This window comes from Nocardia sp. NPDC004654 (assembly GCF_040609595.1).
Lineage (GTDB): Bacteria > Actinomycetota > Actinomycetes > Mycobacteriales > Mycobacteriaceae > Nocardia.
On record NZ_JBEXKI010000008.1, the window covers coordinates 122,414 to 141,724 of the forward strand.

At 69.1% G+C, this 19,311-nt stretch carries 2 protein-coding genes (1 of these 2 running past the window's edge); both read right to left on the reverse strand.

The window, feature by feature from the left end; all coding sequences use genetic code 11:
• Nucleotides 1-11,829: an SDR family NAD(P)-dependent oxidoreductase gene (locus ABZV58_RS26030; protein ID WP_355002776.1), complete on the reverse strand. Its 11,829-nt coding sequence runs from the start codon at nt 11,827-11,829 to the stop codon at nt 1-3.
• A protein-coding gene (locus ABZV58_RS26035; RefSeq protein ID WP_355002777.1) for an SDR family NAD(P)-dependent oxidoreductase crosses the window boundary here: on the reverse strand, nt 11,826-19,311 show its final stretch. Its footprint extends 14,063 nt past the window's final position; the window shows 7,486 of its 21,549 coding nt (coding positions 14,064-21,549); its start codon lies beyond the right edge, outside the window; the stop codon is at nt 11,826-11,828. The genes ABZV58_RS26030 and ABZV58_RS26035 overlap by 4 nt, the downstream gene beginning before the upstream one ends.

Sequence of the window (19,311 nt, forward strand, 5' to 3'; positions counted from 1 at the left end):
TCATCGCGCCGCCTCGACGGTCGATTCGGCCGCCTTCGGCGCCGGGATGTAGCCGACCTCCGCACAGTGGGCCAAATAGACCTGGACCAGTTGCTCGATCGGCGGACAGTCGATGCCCGCCGCGCCGAGCACCCGCCGGGTATACGCGCAATCGGCGTAGGAGCTCTCCTCGTAGTGGATGTAGCCGAAGAGCTCGATGCCGTACTTGAACATCTCCAGGGTCTGGCTGTCGTAGACCTCGTCGGTGCCCCGGCGATAGATCTCCCGTTCGGTGACCCGGCGATGGAATTCCTCGAGCGGCACGAGATCTACGTGGTACCCCGCCTGTTGGACGTTGCGCACGACGTCGTAGTAGCGCCGGATATCCGGGTTGGTCAGGTGGTAGGTCTCCCGATAGGTCGGTCTGCGCAACGCGATGTGCACGATGGCCGCGCTGACATAGTCGACCGGGGAGATGTCCCAGTACACCGGCGTCAGCATGGTCTCGCCGCTCTCGATCATCGTCTTGAGGATGTCGTAGTAGGCGCCCTTGACGCTCACCTCCGAGAATGGGTACCGCCCGGTGACGCTGTCGCCCATGATGTTTCCCGGACGCACGATGTCCCACAGCAGGCCACGCTCGCTCGCGGCCCTGATGAGTTTCTCGGACTCGTACTTCGTCTGCTGATACGGCAGATGGTCGTAGCCCTGGCCCAATTCGAGGTCGCGCTCGGTGAACGGCGGGTTGTTGAAGTTGAGCCGGTCACCCAGTGCACTGAAGCTGGAGACGTACACGAGATACCTGCCACGGGACTGGAGCGCGAAATCGATGGCGCGCCTGGTGCCTTCGACGTTGATCGGGGCCAGTGCGTCGTAGAAGGTGACGAGCGTGGTCCGGCCCGCGGCGTGAATGGTCAGATCGACCTCTTGCGCGATTCTGTGCCAGGTCGTCTCGTCCAGGCCGAACCGGTCCTTCGATACGTCACCGAGCAATGGCGTGACCCTGGCCGCGAAGGCGGCGTCGAGGGCGCCCTCCGGGTCGTAGGTGGCAAGGAAGTGCTTGATCCGTTTCTCGGCCCCGGCCAAGGAGGTGCCACGCACCAGGCAGGTCACCCGAACGTCGGTGTGCGCCAGCAGATCGTGCAGCACCTTGCCGCCGAGCACACCGGTGACGCCGGTGATGAAGACCGATTCCACCGCGATCGGTGCCTCCATGGTGACGACGGGGATGTCGTCCTGCACATCGACCGCGCGCGCGTCGGCCGTGCCCTGCGGCGCGCCGATCGACGGGGTCGCGGCCGCGATGATCCCTTCGGCGACGAGGTAGTCGGCGAGCGAGCTGATAGTCGGGTACAGCTCGATCGACTCCGCCGGAATCTTGACCTCGTGCAGCTTCATGAGCCGGTTCAGCATCCGCACCGTGGCCACGGAGTCGAAGCCGAAGTCGACGAAATCCGCGTCCAGCTCGAGTTCCGCCGGATCCGTCTTGGTGAGATCGGCGAAGATATCGCGGATCTGCTCCCGCAGTAGTGCGCGCAGCTCGTCGTCGGATTCCGCGGGCGCAGCGGGTTCCGGCTCGGCCGCGGTCGGGACAGCGGCCACCATGGCGCCGTCGCCGTCCCTGGTTTCGGTGGTGTTCGCCTCGCCCGCCTCCGAGATACTCTGCGCGGTCGCACCATTCGGCCGGTGGCCATTACGCGGACCGGAACCGGTCAGCTCCGGACTCTGCGCGACGACCGTCTTGGCGACGAGTTGCGAAGTCCCGGTGTCGTTTCGATCGACCTGCGAGAACTCGCGAGCGGTGGGCTCGGTGCGGCGTCGGTAGTCCTCGGGCACGATCCAATGCCTGCGCCGCGCGAAGGCGTAGGTGGGCAGGCTGACAATGCGACCGAAGGCGCGCTCGTAAACCCGTTCCCACTCCACGGTCCACCCGCCGGCCCACAATTCGGCCGCGCGCGGCAGGTTGCCGGAGCGCAGCAGGCCGCGCATCTCGGTCCGGTCCGCCTCGGATTCACCGGGTAGCTCGTCGAGCTCGCGATGGGTGCGGGCCACGCCTCGGAACACCAGCAGCCCCGCCGCGGGCACGCGCGCGGCGGGATCGGCCGCACTCTCCAGCAGCTCGACCAGTTCCGCGGTCGAGGTGGCCACCACGGCAAGCCGATGCTCGAACGACACCCGGCCGACGGCCAGTGTCCAGGCCACATCCGCGAGCGGCAGCGGGTTCTCCCGCAGCTGCCGAGCCAATCGGCCGACCGCCTCGGTCAGGCGATCGGCGTCGCGCGCCGACAACACCACGAGCCGCGGCTGGTCATCCGCCTCCGACGGTGGGAGCTGGCCGCCGTCGGTGAGAATCACATGGGCATTGGACCCGCCCGCGCCGAACGAGCTGACAGCGGTGATTCGCGGTGTGCCGTCGTCGGGCCGCGGCCACGCGGTGGGTGTGCCGATGATCCGGAACGGGGTCGCGCCGAAGTCGATCGCCGGGTTCGACGGGTCGCTGTGCAGGTTCGGCGCCATCGTGTCGTGCCGCAGTTGCAGCAGCGCTTTCACCACGCCCGCCGCGCCCGCGGCCGCCTCCAGGTGCCCGACACTCGATTTCGCCGAGCCGATGCCGCAGTAGCCCCGCTCCGCCGTAGACCGGCGGTAGGCCCTGGTCAGCGCCGCGATCTCGATCGGGTCACCCAGTGCGGTACCGGTGCCGTGTGCCTCGACGTAGCCGATGTCGCGGGCATCCACCCCGGCCGTGGTCAGGGCACGCCCGATGAGATCGGCCTGTGCCGTCGGATTCGGCACCGTGAACCCGTTGGTGCGGCCGCCGTGGTTGACGGCGCTGCCCCGGATCACGCCGTAGACCCGGTCTCCATCGGCGCGGGCATGCCGTAAAGGCTTGAGCACCAGGGTGACCACGCCCTCGCCCGGCACGTAGCCGTCACCGCCTGCGCCGAACGAGCGGCAGCGGCCATCGGTGGAGGCCCATCGTCCGTAGCCGAGCAACAGGTACTTCCCGGGGTGAATCGACACATTCACGCCGCCCGCGAGGGCATAGGCGGATTCACCGCGGCGCAGACTCTCGCACGCGAGATGCAGGGCGGTCAGCGAGGCCGAGCAGGCCGTGTCCACCGCCAGGCTCGGGCCGCTGAAACCGAGGTGATACGAAACCCGGTTGGGGATGGCGAAATAGCCGGAGATCGGCACACCGACGAAGGCTTGGTACTCGGCGTACCCGACACCGGCGAAGACACCGGCGTCGACCAGTCCGCGCGCCCGCGCGCCCGCCCGCACCCGGTCCGGCGTGTAGCCCGCGTCTTCCAGAGCAGCCCAGGATGTTTCGAGGAACAGCCGCTGCTGCGGGTCCATCTCCTCGGCATCCTTGGGGGTGATACCGAAGAACCGTGCGTCGAACTTGTCGACGTCATCGATGAAGCCGCCCCAGCGCGCATAGGTGGTGCCGGGCTCGTCGGGGTCGTCGGAGTGGAAGGCGCGGTGGTCCCAGCGGTCCGGCGGCACCTCGATGATGCAGTCGCGGCCGGAAACCAGGTTGGCCCAGAATTCTTCGATATCCTGCGCCATCGGGAACCGGCCCGCCATACCGATGACGGCGATGTCGTCGTCTCGGTCGGGTGCGGGGCGAGCGGCCGGGCTGTCGACGGCGACCGTGGGGGTGGGGTCCGCCGGTGCGGTGACGGAGGCCGGGGCATCGGGCGTGGACGGCCGGGTGGCCTCGGTGTGCAGTGCCACCAGCCGTTCCGGGTGCTCTTCGGCGAGGTAGCCCGCTAGATCCCGGACGGTTTGGTACTCGAAGAACAGGGTGCTCGGCAGTGCGCCGAAGTCCGTCTCCAGTCGATCGTTCATCCTGCTGATGAGTACCGAATCGATCCCGTAGTCCTGCAACGGAATACGTGTTCGAATCCGGTCCGCATCCAGTCGGCAGTACGCGGCGAGCAGGCCCTTCAGATACTCCTCCGCGATCTGCCCGAGGGAAGTCTCGTCGGCGGACCGTGAACTGCCCGCTTCGGCGACGGGCGCCGACCGCGGCGCAGGTGTGGGTCGAAGTACCGGTTCGGCGACTGTCGTCGCCGCGGCGGTGATCTCGGGTGCGGCGCCCTCGGGCACCCAGCACCGTTCTCGCTCGAACTGGTATCCCGGTAGGTGTACCCGCTGTGCGAATCCCGCTGACCAGCCGGTGAATTCGACTCGCTCTCCCGCGACCCATCGCCGCGCCGTCTCGATCGGATCAGCGAGCACCGTCGCGGAATGTTCCGGCACGGCGGTGTCGTGGATCAGCCCGGTGAAAACACCTGCCGGAGTGTCGCCTTCGACGAAGTCGGCCAGCCGAGCGGCGAGGCCGTCGACAGAATCCGCGACTATCGCGAGGCGGTGCTCGAAGTGGGCTCGGCCGAAGGCGAGGGTACGCGCGATATCCGAGAGCATGACCTCCGGATGCGCGGCCACATGCCTGCGCAATGCCCGCGCCGCGCGGCTGAGGCTGCCCGCCGTGCGAGCCGAGAGCACCACCACTTGCGGTCCATGGCTTCCGGTGTACCGATGCGGTGCCCGAACCAACGAGTAGTCGTCTACGACGAGATGGGCATTGGTGCCGCTGAATCCGAAGGAGCTCACGGCGGCGCGGCGCGGCGCGTCAGGCCACGCACGCAGGTCGCTATTGACGAAGAACGGCGAATTCGCCAGATCCAGTAGCGGATTCACCGACTCGATGTGCAATGAGGGTGGAATCTGCCCGGCACGCATGGCCAACAGCACCTTGAACAGGCTCGCCATCCCGGCCGCGTGCGAGGCGTGACCGATATTCGACTTCACCGAGCCGATCGGGATGGTGCCCACCGTGTCGGTGTAGTGGCGGAAGGCCGACGTGAGCGCCGCCACCTCGATCGGGTCGCCCAATCGCGTTCCGGTGCCATGTGTTTCGATGTATCCGATACTCGACGGATCGATACCGTTGGTCCGATAGACGTCGAGTTCCAGCTCGGCTTGGGAGCGTGTGCTCGGCGCGGTGATGCCGTTGGTGCGACCGTCGTGGTTCACCCCGATGCCGCGGATCACCCCCCGGATCGGGTCGCCGTCTCGTTCGGCCGCGGCCAGCGGCTTCAATACCACCACGCCGACGCCTTCGGCGATCACGAACCCGTCCGCGGCCGCGTCGAAGCTCGCGCAGCGGCCGTGTGGCGACAGCATCCCCATCGACGAGGCCAGCAGGTGGTACTCGGGCGTCACGAAGACGGCAACCCCACCCGCCAGCGCGAGCTCGGATTCACCGGTGGCGAGGCTGCGGCAGGCCTGGTGCACCGCGACCAACGCCGACGAGCAGGCGGTATCCAGCCCGAGACACGGTCCGGTGAGATCGAGGTGGTAGGCCACTCTGGCGGGCAGAATGGCCGGGCTGTTCCCGGTGAACATATGGTGCGAGCCGAACCCGGCGCGGTTGCGCAGCAGCGTCGCGTAGTCGGATCCGGGCGAGCCCGCGAAGACACCACACCGGCTGCGCCGCAAAGATTTCGCATCGATCGCCGCGTCTTCCAGCGCCAGCCAGCTGTGTTCGAGGAACAACCGCTGCTGCGGGTCCATATAGTCGGCCTCGGCGGGCACCATATCGAAGAACGTCGGATCGAAGCGGTCGATATCGTCGAGGAACCCGCCCCATTTCGAGTAGGTCCTGCCGGGCGTCACCGGTCCCGGCCGGAAATGGTCGGCGACCGGCCAGCGCGACGGCGGCACCTCGGTCACCGCGTCCCGTCCCTCGGCGAGGTTTCGCCAGAATTCGTCGAGATTCGCGGCGCCGGGGAACCGGCCCGACATTCCGATGACAGCGATATCCGTCGACTGCGTCGCCGTCCTTTCGGAGGGGATCGACGATGCGATCGCGGGGCGGACGGATGCTGCCGTGTCGGCCGGTGTGGCGGTGCCGGGCGCCGAGGTGGCTGCTGATGGCGCGGCGGTGGGTGCTACGGCGGCGATCGCGCCCTCGTCGGCGATCCGGCGGCTCAGTTGCCGCACCGACGGGTGATCGAAGACCACCGTCGGCCGCAGTGACAGCCCGTAGCGGGCATTGACCCGGTCGATGATCTTGACCGCGAGAATCGAGTCGACGCCGTATTCGGACAGCGGCAGCTCCGGGTGCACTTCGGCGCCCGATACCCCCAGCCCCTCCGCGACCATGCCGGTGACCTCGGCCTCGAGGCGCGAAATATCCACCGCGTCCACGTGATCGGGCGATGCGGACGGGGTCGCCATGCCAACCGCATCCTGCTGCGGCAGGTCGGCCACGAGCGCGGGCACGGAGTCGCTCACCCCCGCCAGCAGGCGGAAACTCGGCTCCGTGTCGGCGGACAGCCCGGGACCCCAAGCCCGCACGCCGGTGTAGCCCGCGTTGGCCAGTGCGACGCGCCACTGGTCCTCGGAAAGCAACGGCGAGTGCGCGATTCGCAGTTCGGGATCCCGATACCCGTGCCAGCCGTCGAGCAGTCCGAAGGTCAGCGCGAGCACCTCGAGATCGGTGGTCGCCTCGATGAACGCCAGCACACCCGACGGCGCGAGCAGACGGCGGACATGACGCAGTGCGGGTCCGATCGCCCGCACCGCGTGTAAGACGTTGGCGCACACCACGAGGTCGGCGCTCGCGACCGGGAACCCCTGCGTCACCGGATCGGCCTCGATATCCAGCACCCCGAAACGCATTCCGGCTCGGTCGGCGAAGGTGCGCCTGCCGTGCGCGACGAAGCTCTGCGACACATCGGTGTAGTGGTATTCGAACGACGCACCGGAGGCGACGAGTGCGGATACCACGGCGTGCGTCGAGCCGCCGGTGCCCGCGCCAACCTCCACCACCCGCAGCGGCGCGGCATTGCCGGTCCGCTCCTGCGCGAGGGCCGCCACCAGATCGGCGAGCAGGCCGTTGGTGAAGTCATAGGCCGCGTTCCCCCGGTAGATCGCACCGACCAAATCGAGTTCGCCGCGCGGGAACAGCACCTCGGTCGCCGCCAGCTCGCCGCGCAGCACCCGTGGGTAGGCGGCCAGGCAGGCGTCGACCAGCGTCACATACGGTTCGGTCTGGGGGAATCGGGCGAGCAGGTCCGCGCGCATCCATGTCGTTCCCGGTGGTGGCCCGGTAACCACGATGGCGTCGCCCTCGCCCCGCACCAATCCGTGCCGGAGCAGGATGTCGAGGCAGCTGGTGAGCAGTCGCCGGAAGCGTGGCAGCGCACCGATTCGACCGCGCACCGATTCGACCGACCACTCCCCCGCCGTAAGCCCGAGCTCGGTCAGTACGCCGAACAGTCGCATCGCCGCGTAGCGCCCCAGCTCCTTTTGTCCGGGCTCGACGATCCCGCCCTGGCGCGGGGTGGACTCGAATCGTGCCACCGCCGCGTCGAATCCCGACTTCGGTGGCGCGATGATCCAGTAATCCCGTTGCTCGAATGGGTAGCCGGGCAGCGGTATCCGTCGGGCTGGTTCGGTCCAGTCGATCGCGGCTCCGGCGACCCACTGTCGTGCCACCTGTTCGGGGGACGTCGCCGACCCGAGTTCCGCCGACCGCGTGGAAGCGCCCAGCGCTCCGGTCACCACGGGGCTCGCCTGGTCGCCGAGGTATTGCCCGAGCGCGGTTGCCACCGCCCGGGGGCTGGTGGCGACGACCGCGAGCCGATACCCGAGCGCGGGCCTGCCGACCTGCAGCGTGCGCACCGCATCGGCGAAATCGGCGGGATCCAGCGCGCGGAAATGCCGCGCCATCGTCTCGGCATAGCGCCGGAGCTGACCGGCCGACCGCGCCGAAAGAACGAAGACCTCCGGTTCGCCCGTCGCCGCGGGCCGCGCCCGCTGGTCGATGAACTCCGCGAGCACCACATGCGCATTCGCACCGCCCGCGCCGAATGCGCTGATCCCCGCACGACGCGGCGCCGCGATGCCGTCGACGGTGGCGCGCGGCCAGTCTTCGAGCTGCTGCGGCAGATGGAACGGCACCGTGTCGAACGCGACCGCGGGATTGAGCTGTGCCGCATGCAAGGTCGGCGCGATGCGGCCGTGCCGGAATTGCAGCAGCACCCTGGTGAGGCCCGCGATACCCGCGGCCGCCTCCAGATGTCCGATATTCGATTTGGTCGAGCCGAGCGCACGCTGCCGCCCATCGCCGCCTGCGTCCCCGAATACCGTTGCCAAGCCAGCGATTTCGATCGGATCGCCGAGGGCGGTGCCGGTGCCGTGCGCCTCGAGGTAGCCGATCGTCCCGGGTTCGACTCCGGCCGCGCGTAGCGCCTCGGTGATCACCTCGGCCTGCGCCCCGGGATGAGGCACGCTGTACCCGGCGGTCTGCCCCCCGTGATTCACCGCGCTGCCCAGCACCAAGCCGTGGATGGTGTCGCCGTCGGCGAGGGCGGTGCGCAGCGGTTTGAGATAGACCGCGCCAACCCCTTCGCCGGGCACGTAACCGTCGGCCCCCGCGCCGAACGGCCTGCACCTGCCGGTGTCCGACACCATTCCCAAACTGCTCAGCAGCAGAAACTTGTCCTGGTGCAGCAGCAGGTTCACACCGCCGACGATCGCCGCGTCGCACTCGCCGTCCAGCAGACTGCGCCGGGCCAGATGCAGCGCGGTGAGGGACGCCGAACACGCCGTGTCCACGGTGAGGCTCGGCCCGCGCAGGCCGAGAGAGTACGACGTCCGGTTGGCAATGGACGACGGAATCGATGCCACTGCGACCGGATCGCCGTGACGCGTGGCTTCCACGCCGAGCAGCCGGTAGTCGCTCCAGGTCGCGCCGACGAACACGCCGACCCGCCGATCCCGGACGGCGGGATCCTCGTGGTGGTAGCCCGCGTGTTCGAGCGCCGCGTACGCCTGCTGGAGGAACAGCCGCTCCTGCGGATCCATGAGCGGGGCGTGTGCGGGCGGAATTCGAAAGAACTGCGGATCGAAACCGGCCACATCCCGCAGGAATCCACCCGTCATCGGCGGGTCGCCCGCCGAGTGCTCGGCGGCGGTGAGCCACCACCGTTGCGCCGGAACGGGTCCGACCGCGTCGTGTCCGTCGCGCAGGTTGCGCCAGAACTCGTCGAGGGTGTCGGCATCCGGGTAGCGGCCGCTGAAACCGACGATGGCGAGGGTGGTTTCGTCCTCTGCTCGGCTACGCTGCGGTACGGGGTCGGCGGGTGTGCCGGAATTCCCCGAGGGTTCCTCGGTCGGTCTCGCCGCGGGGGTTGTCTGATCCGTACGCAGTCGTGCACGCACGGTGTCCGCGTCGCCCCAGACACAGGCCACTTGGGCGCGATCGGCCGACGCGGACGACATCAGCAGATCGAGTCCGATGTCGGTGGGCAGCAAGCCGATTCCGGCCCGGCGCAGCGCCTCGATCTGCTCGGTGGGCGGACGCATCCCGCCCTCGGCCCACAGCGGCCAATTGATGCTGATCACCCGGGGTGATCCCGCGGTGCGATCGTGCAGTTCGGCGAAGGCATCGAGATACCGGTTCGCCGCCGCGTAATCCGCTTGGCCCGGATTGCCCAGGACTGCGGAGACCGACGAGAACAGCATCAGCAGGCGAGCCTCCGGGACAGCCCTGATCAGCCACTCGGCACCGCAGAGTTTCGGCGCGAGAACGGATCTCGCCGCGGCACCGGGGGTGCTGGCGACCAAACCGTCGCGCAACTCTCCGGCGCCGTGGTACACCGCGTCGATACGTCCGAAGGTAGCGCGTGCGATCGCAACGGCGCGCTCGACGTCGGCGGCGTCGGAGATGTCGGCCCGTACGTGAACGGCTTCGCCGCCGAGGCCGGTGATCTCGGCGAGCAGCTTTGCCCCCGACTCGTCGAGCGGACCGCGCGATACCAATACCAGCCTGGCTCGGTACTCGCGGGCGAGCCTGCGGGCGAGCTGTTTGCCGATGCCACCGAAGCCGCCGGTCACCATCGCCACCAGGCGTTGTTCGAGCTGTGGGGCGGTCGTTCCCGTCGCGGCGACGGAGATTTCGCGTGGCGTCCGGACCTCGCGGCGGCCCGCGCGGTAGCGGATCTCGGTCGCCGGGTCGTGATCTATGGCGAGCTCGGTAGCGATCACGGCGTCGAAATCGGCTGCCGTATCACACAGTACGGCCCGGACAATCGGCCGGGGCAGCTCGAGCCGGACGGTGCGCGCGAATCCACCGATCAGTGCGCTGCTGAGTGTTCCCAGGGTGGACGCTGCCGAAAGGGCCAGTACACGGTGCACAGGTGCGTCCGGCGCGTCCGCCATGGCCCGCACCAACTCGCGCAGCGGGAGGTACACCTGCTCCGTGATCCAGTGCGGGTCGATCTCGGCTCCGGCGAGGCGTTCGCTCCACAGGTACACCGCCGCGTCGAAGGAGAGGCGTCGGGTGGACAGCTCGGTGAGCAGTGACCGCAGGTGCTGTGGGTCGGCGGGATCGACAACGAATTCGGAGGTACCGGAGACGAATTCATCACCGGGCCGGACCCGGATGACCGTTGCCCGTCCCCGGTGCCGATACGGCTGGTCCGCGGTGTCGAAGACGAGCAGGCTGCCGGGTTCCCGCCGCGGATGTGGCGAATCCGCAGGCTGCCAGTCGAATCCGAAGGTGATCAGGCTGTCGCGATGCGGTTCGGTCGGTTGCACTGCCACCGGCTCCGTGGTGGCCGCACGGTATCGCGAGCCGACGGTGTCGGCCAGATGCCCCGCGAGCGCATCGATGGTCTGGTACTCGAACAGCAGAGTCGGGTAGAGCGGTTCACCGACCCGCGCCTCCAACTCCGAGGTCAACCGCAGTAGTCGGCTCGAATCGAGTCCGAGTTCATAGAAACCCACGTCGGTCGCGATGCCGGTGGAGTCGACGGCCATCTCGGCGGCGACGAGCGCCGCCAGGTCCGCGGTGATCACCGCGAGCGGATCCCGCGTATCCGCCCGATGGCTCGGCGCGGATTCGGTGTGGGCCGGTGCCGGTCCGATCGGACCGGTCGAAGCCGCGACCGGTGACATCGTCGCCGTCGGCTGTGCCGCGTCGGACTCGGTCAGCAACCGATGGATATCCGCGCTGCCTCGAACGCGTTTGGAGGTCAGCCGGTATTCCGCGATCGCGCGGCCGGCCTCGTCGTACAGCTGCACATCCGCCCGCAACAGATCCTGTGCGTGGCCGCGGACCGCGGCACGCACGAACACCCGCTCCGGCGTCGGGCGCCACGCCCTTACCTCGCTGAAGTGGATCGGAATGAACGCGCTGTCGTCATCGATGCCCAGTCGACGCGGATCGACGAAGGGCACGATCGTCGACGCGTCCAAGAACGTCGGATGCAGCAGGAATCCGGGCAGGGACGCCGCCCCTTCCGCACCGAGCGTCAACTCCGCGGTCACCACCTCCTCATGGCGACCGAAAACGCCTGCGGCGCGCATGAAATCGCGATGCTCGATGCCACGACTACCGCTCTGCCGATACATCTCGTCCAGGCCACGGGCCGCGACCAGCGCGGCCCGGAGCGCACCCGGCTCCGCGGGTTCCGGATCGGAGAATGAATCAGGCTGCGCGACAACGCATTCGGCGACCAACTCGATCGAACCGGTCGGCACGCCCGAGTCGAGCCGCTGCACATCGATGCGAACGCGACCGCTGCTCGCCTCCACCCGGAACGCGACGCGGACCGCGCCGCCGGTGTCCAACGCGACCGGCCGATGGAAGAACGCCTCCCGGATCACCAGGTCCGCCGGTGCGTGGCCGGCCGCCATCGCGGCACGCATAATCATGTCGAGATACACCACGCCGGGCAGGATCCGCACGCCGTGCACCCGATGGTCGCGCACCACGGGATCGTCCGCGAGGACGGTGGTGGCAAAACTGTTCAGCTCGATCCCACTCATACCAGCGGCTCCACACGCAGAAAGGACGTGGTCGGCGCGGGCGTGGTGGGCGCCGAAGGAAGCACGATCCGGGACCCGGGATCGGTCGATCTGCTCGGAACCGTTTTCGGCAGCATGAAGCTCCTCTTGCGGAAGACGGGAGGCGACAACGGGTTACGCACCGGACGGTGCGCCGCAGGGGCCTCTTCGACGATCAGGTGTGCGTTGGTGCCGCCGAACCCGAACGAGCTGACGCCCGCGGCACGGGGCCTGCCGTCGGCGCTGCGCCACGGGCGCAGCTCGCGGTTGATGTACAGCGGTGACCCGGTGAACGCGAAACGCGGGTTGAGGTTCTCGCAATGCAGCGAAGGCGGCAGCGCGCCATGGTGCACCGCGAGAATCGTTTTCACCGCACCGGCGATCCCGGCGGCCGAAAGCAGATGGCCGATATTGGTTTTCACACTGCCGACCGCGCACGGCTCCGGACCGCGGGAACGGTCGCCGAGCACGGTCGCCAAGGCCTTCAGTTCGATCGGATCACCGATCATGGTGCCGGTGCCATGTGCTTCGACGTAGCTCAGTGCGTCGGGCGACATGCCCGCCGCGTCGAGGGCGGCGGTGATGACCTCGATCTGCGCGTGCATATTGGGGGTGGTGATGCCCATCGTGTGCCCGTCGTTGCCGATCGCCGACCCGCGCAGCACCGCGTAGATCCGGTCCCCGTCGCGGACCGCGTCGTCGAGTCGCTTGAGCAGCAGCAGTGCCGCGCCCTCGCCCGGCACGAAACCGTCGGCGTGCTCGGAGAAGGTGGCGCAACGACCGTTCGGGGACAGCACGCCTGCCGCGGCCAGCGTCAGGAACGGCGTCTCGTCCAACAGCACCTCGACACCACCCGCCAGTGCCGCGTCGAGTTCGCCCGCGCGCAGCGCCTGACAGGCCAGGTGCACCGATACCAGCGACGACGAGCAGGCGCTGTCCAGTATGAGATTGCCCGCGTGCCAATCGAAGTAGTCGGAGATGCGGGCAGCGATGAAGTTCTGCCCGATGCCGACGATAGTGTGCCGGTCGGCGACCGGGATGCGGTTGAAGTAGTTGGCCGTGCGGCTGCCCGCGTACACCCCGATCCGGCGGCCCGCGAGTTCATCGCGGCGATATCCGGCATCCGCGGTCGCCAGGACGGACGCTTCCAATAGCAACCGCTGCAAGGGATCCATTTGCCAGGCGAGCTCGTCACTGATCCCGAAGAACGCGGGGTCGAACAGATCGACGCCGTCGACGAAGCCGCCCCACTTGCTATTGGTCAGGCCCTGACCACCGGTCGGGCGGTAGTACCTCGCCGGATCCCAGCGCGCCGGATCGACCTCGCGGATGCCGGATTCGCCGGTGGCGAGCATGCGCCAGAACGCGTTCGGGTCGTCCCCGCCCGGCAAGCGGCAGCCGATGCCGACGACGGCGATCGGTGCCACCGATCCACCGCGCCCCTGGTCCGATGCCGGAAGCCCGCCGGTGCGGTGCGCGCCGTCGCCATTGGTCGCGGCATGGCCGACTGTGCGCGCTGGACCTCGAGCAGCCTGGGGTGCGGTCGGATTCGAATGCGATGTCGCGGCGAACAGTTCCGGATGCTGTTCGGTCAGCAAGTCGGCCAGTGCGTCCAGTGTCGGGTACTCCAGCACCAGTGCGGGGTCGAAGGGCTGTCCGGTCACCTTTTCGATGCGGCGTACCGCGGAGGCGATGAGCACGGAGTCCGCGCCGTACTCCTCGAAGCGCTTGTGCCCCTCGAAGCGGGCGGGAGCCAGCTTCAGCTCGTCGGAGAAGATTTCCAGCAAGTCTTGATATGCCCGGCCCCGCCCGCCGCGTGGAGCGGCGTCGACGGCAGGCGGGGCCGCGGCCGATGTCGACGCCACGGCGGGCTTCGACGGGCGGAGCGAGAGTTGCAGTGGTGCACCGTGATAGGGCAACACGACCGGTGTGTCGGCCACACCGAGGATGCCGTCGAGGAGATCGAAACCCGCCGCGGCCGTCATCGTCGGCAGCCCGGTCGACCGGTACGCCGACGTCGTCACCTCACCGAACCCGGTGCCGCGGAAGGACGGCCACTGGATCGAACGGAACCATGTCCTTCCCTTGGCGTGCTGGGCCTCGGCGAACCGGTCCAGGTGTGCGTTGGCCATGGCATAGTCCGACAACCCGACCGCGAGGCCGGGCAGGACGGCCGAGACCGAGGAGAACAGCACGAAGAAGTCCGGCCGATCCACGGCGAGCACCTCCGCCAGCACCTCCGTTCCGGAGATCTTCGGCGCCAGTACGTCCGCGACCGCAGGCGCGGTCTTGCGGACGAACGCGGGACTCTCCGCGGAAACACTTCCCGCGCAATGCAATACCCCGCCGATCGGGCCCAGCTCGCGCCGGACCTCCGCGAAGAATCGGGCCAGTGCCGCCTCGTCGGTGAGGCTGCCGAAATAGGTGCGTATCGCGACGCCTCGGTCGCGCAGCGCGGCCAGCCGCCGCGCTTTTTCCGCCTGCGGGCCGTCGGTGCCGGCCAGCCGAGACCATTCGGATTCGGGCGGCAGCGGCTCCCGTCCGAGGACGACCAGCCGCCGGGCGCCGCGTTCTACGAGCATGGCCGCGAACTCCGCGCCCAAGCCGCGGGTTCCGCCGGTCACGACATAGGTGCGTGCGGGATCCACGACGAGTCCGGGGCGCGGCGTCACCGATTCGAGCCCGATGGTCTCGCGCCGCCCCGCCAGGTACCGCACGCGCGGAGCACCATCACCGACCGACGCGCATTCCGCACCCAGGATCTCGATCAGCGACTTCGGATCCGCGCAGACAGTGGCACGGTGGTCCACCAGATGCACAGTTCGGGTGTGCACGTCACCGATCTCGTCGGCGAGGGCCGCGACCAATCCTGCGAGCGGCGTGCACTCCGGACCGTCGATGCCCGGGTGCCCCGCTGCCATGTGCAGCAGGATCAGGGCGCCCGCTCGGGCGTCGATCACCGCCTGGTACAAGCCCATTCGGCCGAGATCCGTCGTCGGCCGGTGTCCCGAAGGCAGCGGGACGAGGTCGCAGAGATCGATCACGCTGTCGGTGTCCGGGTATCGCGCCACCAGTGCACGGCCGAGCTGGGCGCCCGCGGCGAAGTCGGCGCGGGCGAGGCCATCGCCATGTGGGGCATCGGTGACCCGGATCAGACGCTGCGGATCGCCGAACGTCGCCATGAGCGTCTCGACCAGGGATGCGGGTGTCTCGGCGTCGTACAGGACCAATGGCCGACGGTCGCGTACATCACCGCGGTCGGGTTCCGCGGGCTGCCACACGGGCGCCAGTGCGCGCTGCTGCTCGCGAGGGGTGCCCGTTTCCAGGACCGCGGCCGAGCCCTCGTCTGCGGCCGCTACGTCGGGGATCCAGTAGCGTTCGCGGGCGAACGGGTAGGTCGGCAGGGGGATGCGGCGATGGGGTCCGTTCTCGCGCACGGTCTCCCAATCGATCTCGCGGCCGTCGAGCCAGCCCGCGACGCGGTCGTCCGCGGCCGCACGCGCCGTACCGCGTGCGCCGGGCGCGTCCTCGACCCAGGCGCGGACCGCCGCGCGGAGCTCGTCGAGATCGCGGGCTGTGAACGCGGTCCGTGCGGTGCCCGTCAGCCTGCCGACCTGCATGGTGTACGCCAGGTCGGCCAGGTTCGGTTGCCGGGTGGAGAGGAAACGGTCCAGTGCGGCAACGTATTCGGTGAGGCGCTCGGTGTCCCTGGCCGACACGGGCACGACTTGATCGCCGTACCACCGGGTGGCGGGCCGCTGATCCACATACTCCTCGAGCACGACATTCGCATTGGATCCCCCGGCGCCGAATGAGCTGATCGTCGCTCGTCGCGGCTGCCCGGGACCACCGGACGGCCACGGCAGCGGTCGATCGGGAATCCGGAACGAAGTGCTAGCGAAGTCGATGTTCGGGTTGGGTGGGGTCGCGTGCAGTGAAGGCACGATGGTCTCGTGGCGCAGCTGGAGCAGCACCTTGGTCAATGCCGCCACGCCTGCCGCGGCTTCCAGATGCCCGACGTTGGACTTCACCGAGCCGATGGGCAGCTCGGCCCGCCCGGTACCACCGAATACCTTTGTCAGACCCGCGATTTCGATCGGGTCGCCGAGGGCGGTCCCGGTGCCGTGCGCCTCGATGTAGGACACGGACTCCGGATCGACGCCGCCGTTGCGCAACGCCGAACGGATCACCGCCGCCTGCACCGTCGGGTTGGGCACCGTGAAGCCGTTCACCCGGCCGCCATGGTTCACCGCGGTGCCCTTGATGACCGCGTGGATGGTGTCGCCGTCGGCCTCGGCGTCGGCCAGCGGCCGCAGCACCAGCGCGCCGACACCCTCACCGGCCACATACCCGTCGCCGCCCGCCCCGAAGGAACGGCAGCGCCCGTCGGTCGAGGCGAACTGCCCCTGGCTCAACGCCACGAACTTGTACGGGTGCAGCGACAGGTTCACCCCGCCGACCACGGCCAACCGGCACTCCCCGGTCCGAAGACTCTGGCAGGCCAGGTGCAGCGCGGTCAGCGACGACGAACAGGCGGTGTCCACCGCCATGCTCGGCCCCTGGAAATCGAGCGCGTGTGACACCCGGTTGGCGACGCTCCAGAAGGTCGACGCGGGCAAGGTCCCGCGTCCCAGCCGCGATTCCTCCGCGCCGAACATCTGGTACGTGCCCCACATGATGCCGACGAACACCCCGGCCTCCTCGGGACGCAACCCGCCCCGCGCCAGATCCGCCCTCGAATGCCCCGCGTCTTCCAAAGCGGCCCAGGCAGTTTGCAGGAACAGCCGCTCCTGCGGATCCATCACCTCCGCCTCGCGCGGCGAGATCGCGAAGAAGAGCGGATCGAAACAATCGACATCGTCGAGGAACCCGCCCCACTTGGTGTAGGAGGTATGCGGGTTGTGCCGGTCGGGGACGAAGTACCGCGAATGATCCCACCGCTGCCGCGGAATCTCGGTAATGCAGTCGCGTCCCTCGAGCAGCACCCGCCAGTACTCGTCCAACCCGTCCGCCCCCGGATACCGGCCGCTCACACCCACGATGGCGATGTCCCCGACGCCATCGCTCGGGTGCTCCCGCCGGGACGGCGCGGAGAACGAGAGACCGCCTACCCGAACCGTTTCCGAATCCACGTCACTCCTCGCGGCCGCATACGCACCGTTCTCGTCGTGTGCGAGACCCGCCGCCCGATCTTCCCCATGCCGGACACCGTTCGATGCGGGCGCGCCGGGGCCGAAAGTCTCCGCGGGAACGTCGCGCTGTGGTGGTCGCGAAATCGCATCCCGGGCCTGCCCTGCCTGCGAACTCGCCGTCGACGAGTCGCGGTGCCGCGAATCCGGCTGTCGGCCCGCGGGGCCCAATTGCACGAGCAAATCGATGACCGCGCGCGGGGTCGGGTATTCGAAAGCCAGTGTGGCGGGCAGGCGATGCCCGACGGAGCGGGACAGCTCGTCCCGGATCTCGATGGCCGCGACGGAATCCAGGCCGAGTTCGTGCAGTGGACGATCGAGGTCGGCATCGGGGGCAAGGCCGACACAGCGCCGGACCAGTGCCGCCATCTCGGTATCGACATCGGTTCGATCCTGGGTGGGCGGGCGCTGCACCGCGACGGAAGACGGGCCGGGCGGCAGTGTGTCGCCACCGGCGAGACCCGCCAGCACGTCGGGCGGCTCGACGCCGGACCGGTGCAGGGTGGACAGGTCGAGCGGCAGCGCCGTGAGCGCACCACTGTCCGAATCTATGGTGTGCGAGAGGATTTCGAGCGCACGTCGATCGGAAAGCAGCTGGTAGCCACGGCGGGACAGGCGTTGCACATCGCCATCGCCGAGCCGGTCGACCATGCCGGTTCCGGCCCAAGGGCCCCAGGCGATCGACAGCGCGGGTAGGCCTGCGGCGCGGCGCAGCTCGGCCAACCCGTCCAGGAACGCGTTGGCCGCACTGTAACTCGATTGGCCGGGCAGGCCGACCACCGCCGACGCCGAGGAGAACAGCAGGAAGAACCGCAGTGCGCGCGGTGCGGTCAGCTCGTGCAGATGCCAGGCGCCGTGCAGTTTCGGCGCGAACACCCGGCCCAGTCGCGTCGCGGTCTGCTCGGCGATCACCCCGTCATCGAGCACACCCGCCAGGTGAACCACGCCGGCCAGCGGTGGGAGTTCACGGTCGATCCAGTCCAGTGTGGCCGCTACCGCGGCACGGTCGGCCACGTCGAGGGCGCGGACTTCGACACGCGCGCCACGTGCCCTGAGCTCGGTGATCAGCTGGATCGCCGTGGCGTCCGGTGCGCCCCGACCGGCCAGGACCAGGCTGCGCGTGCCGCGGTCGACCAGCCAGCGGGCCAAGGCCCGGCCGATTCCGCCCAGTCCCCCGGTGATCAGCACCGTCTGCGCGGTGGCCGCGTCGAGGAAATCGTCCCGTCCCGGTCGGTGTCGCTGTGCCGGAACAAGCCGCGGCAGCAGCCGCCTTCCGCCACGCAGCGCGAGTTGCCGGTGCGGTGCCGTCGCGAGTATTTCGGCGACGACGGCGTCCGCGTCCGCTGCCGATTGTTCGTCGAGATCGATGATCCGGCAGCCGATTTCATGGTGCTCTAGTTGCGCGCTCCGGGCAAAGCCCCAGACTGCGGCTTGGTCCGGCGCGACCCGATCGGACGTGTCCACTCGCTGCCCGTTGCGGGTGAGGAACCACACCGCGGCTTCGCCGGTGCGGGCCGCGGCCTGCACGAGGTGCAGTGCGCCGACGACCGCCTGCTGAGCCCGATCCGGCGTCGCGGCATCGGTCTCGACCACCGGTGTCGTGTAGACGATGCCGCGCAGCGGCGTCCGCCCGTCCCCTGCCGCACCGAGCAAGGCCCGCACCGCCGCCGGTACCCCGAGGTCCACGTCGAACTCGTCGTCCGCGCGGAACCCGAACCCGCTGCCGGGCCGCGCCACCGCGCATTGCGCGCCCGAGGCCCGCAGGCGAGCCGCGATAGCGTCGCCCGGTCCGTCCGCGGCGCCGACGACGAGCCAGCGGCCCACCGCGGCGCCGGATGCGACCGGCCCGGCGTCCTGCCAGGCCATCCGGTAGACGTCCCGGAGCGCCGCGTCGCCGCGCGTACTTTCGGTGGCCATCCGCATCACTCGCAGACCGTCCGCGATCAGCACCGGAGCACCCTCCTCGTCGAGCAGTCGAACCTCGGCGACACACAGCTGTGGCGTCTGCTCGAGGACGCGCACCTGGCCGAATCGGACTCGCCCACCCACGGCTCCAACGCTCACCCGATCGATGGCAAGGGGCACCCAGGTGTGCCGCTCCCCCGTCTGCGGCGCCATCGCGGCATAGGTCGCCTGGAAGGCCGCATCGAGCACGGCAGGATGCACCATGTCGGCGCCGGGATCGGTATCGGGATCCGACAGCCTGACCACGGCTTCTCGATCACCGGTCCGGACCTCGACGACGCGCCGGAACGCGGGACCGTAGTGCAGACCA